9 protein-coding genes are annotated in these 9,654 nt (G+C 56.3%); 3 read left to right on the top strand and 6 right to left on the bottom strand.

Annotation, left to right across the window (positions count from 1 at the left end; all coding sequences use genetic code 11):
* From AC6RA8_RS05600 to AC6RA8_RS05580, 5 genes are all read right to left on the bottom strand, one after another.
* Window positions 1-452 (bottom strand): transporter substrate-binding domain-containing protein (locus tag AC6RA8_RS05600; protein ID WP_500351133.1); only part of this gene is annotated, 452 nt, incomplete at its 3' end.
* A 223-nt stretch (window positions 453-675) separates the two neighbouring features.
* On the bottom strand, window positions 676-2,877 hold the full coding sequence (locus tag AC6RA8_RS05595; RefSeq protein WP_500351132.1) for a hybrid sensor histidine kinase/response regulator: 2,202 nt from the start codon (window positions 2,875-2,877) through the stop codon (window positions 676-678).
* On the bottom strand, window positions 2,877-4,073 hold the full coding sequence (locus AC6RA8_RS05590; protein WP_500351131.1) for an FIST N-terminal domain-containing protein: 1,197 nt from the start codon (window positions 4,071-4,073) through the stop codon (window positions 2,877-2,879). The genes AC6RA8_RS05595 and AC6RA8_RS05590 overlap by 1 nt, the downstream gene beginning before the upstream one ends.
* 33 nt (window positions 4,074-4,106) lie before the next feature.
* Entirely contained in the window at window positions 4,107-4,808 is a 702-nt protein-coding gene (locus tag AC6RA8_RS05585; protein WP_500351130.1) for a response regulator, read from the bottom strand.
* Between the two features lie 110 nt (window positions 4,809-4,918).
* Window positions 4,919-6,685 carry a PQQ-dependent methanol/ethanol family dehydrogenase gene (locus AC6RA8_RS05580; RefSeq protein WP_500351129.1) on the bottom strand — a complete coding sequence of 589 codons (1,767 nt, stop codon included), beginning with the start codon at window positions 6,683-6,685 and terminating at the stop codon, window positions 4,919-4,921.
* A 218-nt stretch (window positions 6,686-6,903) separates the two neighbouring features.
* On the opposite strand from AC6RA8_RS05580, the gene AC6RA8_RS05575 reads away from it, so the two are divergent.
* The 3 genes from AC6RA8_RS05575 (at window position 6,904) to AC6RA8_RS05565 (ending at window position 9,131) form a co-directional block, all read left to right on the top strand.
* Window positions 6,904-7,425: a hypothetical protein gene (locus AC6RA8_RS05575; RefSeq protein WP_500351128.1), complete on the top strand. Its 522-nt coding sequence runs from the start codon at window positions 6,904-6,906 to the stop codon at window positions 7,423-7,425.
* A gap of 71 nt (window positions 7,426-7,496) precedes the next feature.
* Window positions 7,497-8,465, top strand: a complete 969-nt coding sequence (locus AC6RA8_RS05570; protein WP_500351137.1) for an ABC transporter substrate-binding protein — start codon at window positions 7,497-7,499, stop codon at window positions 8,463-8,465.
* On the top strand, window positions 8,466-9,131 hold the full coding sequence (locus AC6RA8_RS05565; protein WP_500351127.1) for an ABC transporter ATP-binding protein: 666 nt from the start codon (window positions 8,466-8,468) through the stop codon (window positions 9,129-9,131).
* Here the strand turns inward: AC6RA8_RS05565 and AC6RA8_RS05560 are convergent.
* Complete coding sequence (locus AC6RA8_RS05560) at window positions 9,071-9,607, bottom strand: tetratricopeptide repeat protein (RefSeq protein WP_500351126.1); 537 nt, start codon at window positions 9,605-9,607, stop codon at window positions 9,071-9,073. The genes AC6RA8_RS05565 and AC6RA8_RS05560 overlap by 61 nt on opposite strands.
* Window positions 9,608-9,654 lie beyond the last annotated feature (47 nt).

Genomic DNA, 9,654 nt, shown 5'->3' with positions numbered 1-9,654 from the left:
ATTGTGCCGCCTTCAAGGTCCTTGGCTTCGGTAATGCCCAGGTCGCCATGTGCCATGAATTGGGTGCCGCCAAAGAAATACGGAAGGCTGAACTGAAGGCCAAGTTCCGTATCACGGCCCATGGTCCAACCGGTTGCCTTGATGATGACGTCGACGTCACCAGACTGCAGCGCCGGGAAACGTTGTGCCCAGGACAGCGGTACAATCTGGTTCGCGTTGGGATCGCCCAAGATGGCGGTTGTCAGCGCGCGACACAGGTCAATGTCCAAACCTTTCCATTCGTTTTTGTCGTTCACCTCGACGAAGCCGAAGTAGCTGCCGTTGTGACCGGAGCATAGCAGTGTGCCACGCTCCTTGATTTGCTTGACGGTTGCACTCTCGGCCATCGCAGTGACCGGGAGCAGTGCAAGCGCGGCCGCCACCACGCCGGTAAGAGACATTTCCCTGAGCATCTTATTTCCCTGTTGTTCTATATAATGGCACAAATGTGCCGTTATATAGCATGAATTTGAAACTCAACATGAGTCAAGCTTAAATCTTGATTGCTGCGCGTCCCGACATGCAGCGAGAACAAAGGTGCACTCATATTCGGCACGGCCTAGCGGCAGTGGATCAAGTGGAGGATGGAGTGTTTGGGATCGTCGGCAGAGTTATTGCGGCCGATGGCGACCGAAGTCAGCTTGCCTTGGTGCTTTCAGCCAAGAAATCGTTGACGCGCTGTGCGTTCACTGGCTTGGGCAGCAGTTTGATGTTCAAACGCTTGCAATGCGAGCGCAGTTCCGTCGTGCGATCCGCAGAAATGATCGATGCCGGGACACGACCGTATTTGTGTAGTAGATGCTCATACAGCGTGATGCCGGTCATGCCGTCGCCCAACTGGTAGTCCAAGAGAAACACATCGGGCACGAGGTCGATTTCAGAGATCGTCGACAGCGCTTCTTCTCCGGTTTCGGCCAAGATCACCTCGCCGCCGCAGCTTTCGATCAAATGGCTGATCGCCTGTGCGACACCCCGGTTGTTCTCAACCAGCATCACCAACAATCCGTTCAGATCGCGGAGTGTGTGTGAGTGCATAGTATCATGTGGGCTTTGTTGCCGTGCCATGGGTGCAGAAATTGGCACCACAATAGAAAAGCAACTGCCTGTACCCGGTTGTGACCAGAGTTCCAGCGGATGGCCAAGTCCCTTGCAGGCCCGTTCGACAATCGCCAAGCCCAATCCGAGGCCTGAGTTCGCCGCGCCAGGTCCCAGTTGCTTGAACTCCTGGAAAATCGTTTGTTGATCCTGTTCGGCAATACCGCATCCGGTGTCCCAAACTTCGATACGCGCAAAGTCTCCGACCCGTCTGACACCCGCCAGAACGCGCCCTGTTTCAGTATAGCGGATCGCATTCGACAACAGGTTCTGAACGACCCGGCGCAAATATCCCGGATCGCTGACTACCGTCAGGCCACTATGAATCAGGTTGAATGCAAGATCTTTGGCGCGCGCGCTTGGTGCCAGTTCATCCCTGAGCGGGTCAAAGATTTCGGTCAACGAGATGGGCTGGACATCAAAAACAGCCTTGCCCGCGTCCAGTTTTGAAATCGCTGACAAGGCTTCGATGATCTGCTCAACACCCTGCAGCGCCGTTTCAGTCTTCGCAACAATCTGTTGGACATCGTTGTCGTCGACCTGATCTGCAATCGATGACACAAAAAGTTTCGCTGCGGACAGAGGTTGCAGCAAGTCATGGCTGGCGGCTGCGACAAAACGGGACTTTGACGCATTTGCCCGTTCCGCTTCGGCCAAAGCATCCTCAAGCTCCGCTGTGCGTTCCTCAACCCACATTTCCAGCTTTTCGTTGACGTTAGCCAGGGCCCGGGTCGCAGCACGTTCCGAGGTGACATCGGTCAGACTGATCACGAAGCCTTTGTCCGGCATTTCCTGCGCAAAGATGCTGTAGATCTGATCACCCTTGCGAGTCACTTCGAAAGCGATGGGTTCACGTGATCCGGTGCGGTTTGCCCAGTCTGTCAGTCGCTGCGCGGAAAAGCTCGAGCCAAATGTCAGCTCTTCGCGAAACTGGTCCATCAGGTCGTCGAATTTCAGTTTGTCCCGCGTGCGCGTTGGTGCCACATCCAATAGCCGGTCCATACGCTTGTTCCATCCGACCAGCGTTTTATCGTGGTCAAAGATGCAGACACCCTGGTTCAGGTGATCAAGGGTTGCTTGCAACCTGCGCGCTTGCTGATGGCGCATCTTGTCACGTTCGTGACGCTCCATCCGAATGATGTCGGTTACATCGGTTTGCAGGATGACCGTCCCGTTGCGGGAGGTGCGGTGCTCAGAGGCTTGCAGCCAGCGATCCCAGATCAGGCTGACGTTGAAAACCACATGTTCTTCGCGGTGTCGCTCGATACGCAGTTGCGCCCAGTCTTCAGCGGTTTGCCCGTCTGGCAAAGCCAGAAAGCGGCTGTTTGAAATTGAAGTGACGTATTCCTGGAACGTTAGCCCTTCTTTCAAAACGGGTTCTACGTCCTGCAGGTCACGGCAAAAGCGACTGTTGAACAGGACCAGCTTGTCCTGCTCGTCAAACAGGGCGAAGCCTTCGTTGATCGTCTCGATTGCTTCGGTCAAATTCGACCGGGCCGTTTCAGTCTCTATGTTGGCCTGTTCAAGCCGCGCGTTAGAGTCCTGCAGAAGGTCCAATGTGCGTTCAAGGTCACGGGTTCTCTCCCGCACCTCGGATTCCAGAAGCGCCGCACGTTCGAATTGCTGATAGGCAAAGCCGGATTGTTCCGTCTTTTGTTCGACCCGCCGCATCAACGCCTGAGATATCTGGAGAAGCTTTTCGTTCTGCCGTTCAAGCGAATCCCGTGGATCGATCAGAGACATTATGCGCGTCCCTTATCTCGCGGGTCAGGATGATAGAAAGCCACGCCGCTCATTGTGTGGTTCACGTGCAAGGGGCCGATCTGTTCACCATAGGTCGAAAAGCCAGTGACCCGATGCTCGCCCAAGACGTCCGAAATCTGCCGCGTCTGTTGTGATTGCTCGGCCTCGATCCGGCGCAGAATGCAGTCGCAACCAATGATGTTGGCCGGTTTTCTTGGGTGGCTCAGATCTGAAAGTTTGTTTTGTAAATGCGCCGATAGGTTTTCCTGCGATGCGACTGTCAGAACCATCCCTTCGTCAATGGCGGAAAAGAAGACCAACTCGCCATGTTCGTTTACCTGTTGGATTGCACGAACGTGGTGCGTGTCGCCAATCCTGACGACAACAGGATGCGATGCGAAGGTGAAGCGATCCAGCTGGTTTGGATCCTTACCTACCAGCCGTGCATACTCTCGCGCTGCGGGCTCCGCATTGATCTCTTTGACAATGCGGCGAGCCGGGTCGGCGCCCGTCACAACCATCTGTGTGTCACCGGGCACCAGATGGTTCAGACTGAACACACGAGTGTGAAACTTGCTGCGGGCCAAGGTGAGGACCGCAGCGTTGCTCGCAACTTTGCCATTCAATGCCACGAGGGTCTGGGAAAAGCTGGTCCCATCGCCCGCTGATCCACCAAAAATGGGAAAGTCGCGCAACGCCGGCGCAATCGTGGCCGCCAACGTGTCCTCGCTGAGCGACAACCCATCCACGACGAGAAACGCAAAACTGTCATCAAGGTCAGGCGTCTTGTCCCGAAGGGCGATCCGTTCAAGCGTGATTTCGTCGATGGTCGCTTGCATATCGAGAGCATTGACGTCCTCGATCATGATCGATTTCGTCACAAAGCCGTCTGATGGAAATCCCACGGCAACGACAAGGCCTTCCTCATATCCCGTTGCACCGATCTCGCCCGCGGTGGTGCAGGCCAGGACATCGGTATCAGGAAACAGTGCCGCAGCCTCTGCCACGACACCGTGAAAATCGACCACTGGCGTTACAAACAAAGCAACAAGGGCAAACGGCCCCTCACCCAACTGTCGTTGCAGGTGTTTGACAGGCGATGTCGTTGAAGCGCGCACTTCACCTGTACGAAGTATATCGTACTGGTCTGCCACGGCACGTCCCTCAAGCCTGTCGGCCTTGGACTGCAATGTCATTTGATTATCTCCCTGACGCGCAGGATAGGTGCGTCAGTCCGATGTTGGCAAGACTTTTGAATACTTCGCTTCCTGCGCAACAAGAACAGCCTGAGTTCGGCTTTGCACACCAAGCTTGCGCATGATCGCCGTGACATGTGCCTTTACCGTTGTCTCAGCAATCGACAGATCAAAGGCAATCTGCTTGTTTAGCTTGCCCTCACAGATCAGGTCGAGAATGCGTGCTTGCTGATTTGTCAAAGAGGAAAGACGGCTCAGGTGATCCTCTTTAGCCTCCGATCCGTTTCCTTCGACATAACCCGCTGGTTTGTAAACGTCCCCGGCTGCAATGGTTTGAATAGCTTCAAGAAAGACGGAGCGGTGCGAATGTTTGGGCACAAACCCTTGCGCACCTGCGACGATTGAATTGGCTATGATCGAATTGTCGGTCATCGACGATACGATGATGACCGGTGTATTCTCGGCCGTACGTTTCAACCGCATCAACCCGTCCAGCCCATCAACGTCAGGCAGGTTTAGATCGAGCAGGATAAGTGATGGAGGCGCGTCGCCGGCCAATCTGTCGAGTGCATTCTCGAGGCTATCTGCGGTCACAACCTTGTCGAAATTGGCGACAGATCGCAGCGTCAATTCAAGCGCGTCACAGAACAGTGGATGATCATCGATGACCAGCGCCCAGCCTTGTGGCACCTTGGCTTCGGATGGTTTGGTCAGAGGTGTGGTTTGAAATGACATGATGTCAGCTTAGACCACCGGGTGCAGGCCGGTCACTTGCCAAAAGGTACTACATCAAAAGGACAAGCGCCCCCGCTGTTGCAGGAGCGCTTGCATGTGATGTTCGATGATTAGTTGGCCGAGGCCAGCTGTTCTGGCAGACGGAATGTCCAAAGCATACCGCCCTGGTTCAGGTAGTTTACTTTCTTGGCGACCTCACCGCCCCAGAGTGGAACCGCGCCACCCCAACCGGAAATGACGGTGACGTATTGTTCGCCGTCCTGTTCCCAGGTGACAGGTTGACCCACGATGCCCGAGCCGGTCTGGAACGACCAGAGTTCTTCACCGGTTTCATCGTCCAAGGCGATGAATTTGCCTTCCGGTGTGCCGTAGAACACCAGACCACCCGCTGTGGTCATTACACCGGACCATAGAGGTGCATCGTTCTTGGCCTCCCACTTGACGTCGCCCGTATCGGGGTCGATGGCTTTCAGGCTGCCGATATGGTCCTCGTAGTTTGGCTTGATGGTAAAGCCCGAGCCCAGATACGCGGCACCCTTCTTGTAGGTGATCGGCTCGTTCCAGATGTCCATGCCCCACTCGTTCGAGGGCACATAGAAGTTGCCGGTGCGCTGGCTGAAGGCCATTGGCATCCAGTTCTTGCCACCCAGGAACGATGGCGACGCAAAGACGACCTCACCTTTCTTGCCGTCGGCCGCTTCGGCAGGATCGCCGGGGCGGTTTTCTTCGTTGAAGATCGGACGACCGTTGTCATCAAGACCGCTGGCCCACGAGATGTCCTTGACGAAGGGTACGCCGCGCACGAATGCGCCGTCTTCGCGGTTCAGGACATAGAAGAAGCCGTTGCGGTCGGCCGTCGCAAAGCGCTTCTCGCCTGCGCGGTTTTCGTAGGCCACAACCTCGTTCACACCGTCATAATCCCAGCCTTCACGTGGTGTGGTCTGGAAGTGCCACTTGATCTCACCCGTTTTGGGATCGATGCCCAAACGCGACGCGGCATAAAGGTTGTCGCCCGTGCCGTCATTGTTCTGGCCCGCATCGCGCAGCCAAGAGTTCCACGGCGCCGGGTTGCCGGTGCCAAAGACCAGCGTGTCAGTGTCGGCGTCATACGAACCGCCGAGCCACGTCGCACCACCCCCGGTTTTCCACATATCACCGGGCCATGTCGCATTCAGGGTGCCGGTCATGGTGCTTTCTTCGCCGTTGAGCATACCCATGTGACCCTCGATCACCGGGCGATACCAAACCAGCTCACCGGTTTCGGCGTCGCGTGCTTCGACCGCACCAACAATACCAAACTCACCGCCGGAGTTGCCGGTAATGACCAGACCATCCACGATCAGCGGTGCGGCAGTATAGCTATAGCCGGCTTTGTAGTCAGCGATTTTCTTGTTCCAGACGGTGTCGCCCGTCTTGGCATTCAAGGCCACGATGCGCGCGTCGAGTGTACCGAAATAGATATTGTCTCCGTAGATGGCCGCGCCGCGGTTCACCACGTCACAGCAGGGCAGGATGCCCTCGGGCAAGCGGGCATCGTACTGCCAGATCTCTTCACCCGTCTTCACATCGATGGCGTACATCCGGGAATAAGAACCGGTGATGTACATGACGCCATCATGGACGATTGGTTGTGTCTCCTGACCGCGCTGTTTTTCGCCACCCAGTGAAAAGGCCCAGGCTGGGACAAGGTTATCCACGTTGTCCTTGTTCAGGATATCGAGCGGAGAGTAACGCTGAAGGTGGCGACCCATCCCGTTGGTCAGTACGTCTGACGTCGAGGCAGTGTCGTTCGCCAACATCTCCTCGGTCACGCCTTCTGCAAATGCTGGTGAGGTCGCAAGCACCCCCACAACCGCAGCGGCAATAAATCTGTTCATTTGTTTTCCTCCCAAAACCCGTTGGTGGGCAGTTCTTACAAAGGGGGCATGCCGAAACAGGCCGACCTTTGCCCTACGTCAATTATTTGCGCAAACGGGGCGCGCAGGTATTGCACAATGGTCGTAAGACCCCAAAGAACTTGACAGATGACGTGCGACTTTGGTCGTGCAGCGACTCGGTTGGACTGCTCATATCTTGCGTACCGGGGGGAATTGTCATGACATTTAGAGCAGTGCTTGCGCTTGTCGCGATGGCTTCGTCAGCCGCGGCGGAAAGCCAGAGTGTTTATCTTGAATCGCAGGATGGTGTGCAGATCAAGATCGCGACCATCGCTGTTGCGGATGACGGTGACTACTCCATTGCAATGGAAGAGGCGCCGTTCACAGATCATTTCCTGTCCATGCGCCCCTTCCGATGCCTTGAGGGTCCAAAGAAGCATTGGTGCCATGTCCCTTACCCCTATGACATAAATCGAAATGTCGACGCGGACCTGACCGATCTCGAATATGACTTTCTCTTTATTTGGAAGGGCGCCACGGAATACGGGATCAATATGTGGAATGGCATATACTACAAATTGGCCGAAGAAGATGGTCGCATGATCGGCACCTTGCACGAGATGGATATGGACCTGCTGTCAGCGCCACCAGAGGCCGGCAACCTTCGCCCTTTGAAGGCGACAGACCTGCACGAAAGTGACCCGGACAGTCATTGGTTGCCGCGCATGGTCATCGAATGAAGCTGCGGCTTTGGTCGTATTCCAGCCCCGCATGATGCTGTTAGGCTAAGGCCATACGGGAGGATCACATGATGCTGTTCAAAGCACTGGCAGGAGCGATTGCCGCCGCAACCATCGCCACGGCTGCACTGGCAGAAAATCCGGCATTGCGGGCTTCGGTTTTAAAGTTCGGAACCGTGAACTGGGAACTGAACACGATCAAGCATCACGGATTTGACGCAGCGCACGGGTTCGATTTGCAGGTGCAAGGCGTTGCCGGGGGATCGGCGGCCAAGGTCGCCTTCCAAGGCGGCGAAGCCGATGTCATCGTGTCCGACTGGCTTTGGGTCGCCCGCCAGCGTGCCGCCGGAAAGGACTACGTGTTCATACCCTATTCCAAGGCTGTTGGAGGCGTCATGGTGCCGGACGACAGCCCCGCCCAATCGCTGTCTGATCTTGCGGGTACCAAGATCGGGATTGCAGGCGGTCCATTGGACAAGAGCTGGCTGATCCTGCGCGCTTATGCGGAAAAGACGTACGGTGTCGACCTCAAGGCCACCACTGAACAAGTATTTGCTGCCCCGCCCCTGATCTTCAAATCCGCGCTTTCGGGTGAGTTGGATGGGGCCATCAACTTCTGGCACTTCCTCGCAAAGATGGAATCGTCGGGCATGCGAAAGCTCGTGGATGTTACGGATGCGGCAACTGATCTTGGGCTTGATCCCGACACACCTTTGCTGGGTTACGTTGTGAAAGGCGAGATGCTGCGCGACATGCCTGACGTCGTGAAGGGCCTTGCCGCTGCGTCGCGCGATGCCAAGAGTCTATTGGCGACCGACGATGCGGAATGGGACCGTCTGCGCGACAAGATGAACGCCAAGACCGATGCGCAATTTGAAGCGCTCAAGGCCGGGTTTCGCGCGGGCATTCCTGCCCCCGGTCCCGTGGATGAAGATGCCGCTGCACGCATGCTTGCACTGATGATCGAGCTGGGCGGCAAGGAGTTGATGGGCGAGGCGCAAGAGTTGCCAGCAGGTACATTCTTGCAACCTGGCAGCTAGTTGGCCTCCCCTCTGCTCGACGTCCGTCTGCGGAGTTTGTGCCATGACAGCACTTTGATCCTGCGCGACGTGTCCCTACGGCTAACTCGGGGTGAAACACTCGCCCTGGTCGGGCCATCCGGGATCGGCAAATCGTCTCTTTTGCGGGTCATCGCCCACCTGAATACCGATTTCGAAGGGACATGTATGTTGGATGGAACCTGCGCCATGGTGTTCCAAGAGCCGACTCTGCTGCCATGGCGAACGGTGCAGGACAACATCGGTGTCACAACAGGTGCCACAGCTGCTCAGATTGATACCGCGCTTGAAGATGTGGGTCTTGCCGGGCGCGGAAATGACTATCCGGCACAACTTTCGCTTGGCCAGCAACGCCGCCTGTCACTCGCCCGTGCGTTTGCAGTGAAACCAGACCTGTTGCTGCTGGACGAACCTTTTGTGTCGCTTGACCCCGAGTTGGTCGACGAGATGATGACGCTGTTTGCCCGGCTACGGGCCACGCACAATGTGACAACAATCCTGGTGACCCACGTTGCACAAGAAGCGGAGAAGCTAGCGAGCCGTATCGTGACGCTCGGCGGTAACCCCGCGACCATCGTTAGCGATGTTCAGAATGATGGCGCATACTTCCAGTTGTCAGCGTCTGGCGTCACCTCGTCCAGGTCGTAGTCAGCGCGCTGCAATCTTTGCGCGATCACCAGCCCTTCGCCCGCTGCCTCATCAACATACTGTCGTCCCAGGGTTTCGTCCTGCGCAACGCCGTGCCCCCGCATCAGCGCGATACCATAGTTAAACTTGCCCACAGGGTCGCCAAGTTCGGCCGCCCGGCGGTCCCATTCGGCAGCGGCATCCGGATTGTAGTCACCGCCCAACCCGTTGTTGTCCAGCTGACTCATCCAGGTCATGGCACCGGTATACCCATCGTTTGCGCAGTTCTCGAACAGTGTTCGTGCTGACTTGTGATCCCCCGACTTTGTCAGGGCATAGCCCATGGAACAGATAACCATACCCGTCTCACCACGCTCAGCTTCCTCAAGGAAATGCTGCCACGTCATCTCGTCCGGATTGAGTGTGCCAAACTCGTCGGCCAGAGCGGCTCCGGTGCAGCAAGTGCAAATGAGCGTTGCGATCACAGCGTGTTTCATGGCCCCTCCATACCACAGTTCCCGTCAGTCCGCGACTGAGCCATTGG

The sequence above is a fragment of the Tateyamaria sp. genome (genome assembly GCF_059783535.1).
This window is presented reverse-complemented; position numbering and strand designations above follow the sequence as displayed.

Excerpts from the sequence above, each read along its gene's own strand:
- AC6RA8_RS05595 (WP_500351132.1), bottom strand. The coding sequence starts at position 2,877 with ATGTCTCTGATCGATCCACGGGATTCGCTTGAACGGCAGAACGAAAAG.
- AC6RA8_RS05590 (WP_500351131.1), bottom strand. The coding sequence starts at position 4,073 with ATGACATTGCAGTCCAAGGCCGACAGGCTTGAGGGACGTGCCGTGGCA.
- AC6RA8_RS05585 (WP_500351130.1), bottom strand. The coding sequence starts at position 4,808 with ATGTCATTTCAAACCACACCTCTGACCAAACCATCCGAAGCCAAGGTG.
- AC6RA8_RS05580 (WP_500351129.1), bottom strand. The coding sequence starts at position 6,685 with ATGAACAGATTTATTGCCGCTGCGGTTGTGGGGGTGCTTGCGACCTCA.
- AC6RA8_RS05575 (WP_500351128.1), top strand. The coding sequence starts at position 6,904 with ATGACATTTAGAGCAGTGCTTGCGCTTGTCGCGATGGCTTCGTCAGCC.
- AC6RA8_RS05570 (WP_500351137.1), top strand. The coding sequence starts at position 7,497 with ATGCTGTTCAAAGCACTGGCAGGAGCGATTGCCGCCGCAACCATCGCC.
- AC6RA8_RS05560 (WP_500351126.1), bottom strand. The coding sequence starts at position 9,607 with ATGAAACACGCTGTGATCGCAACGCTCATTTGCACTTGCTGCACCGGA.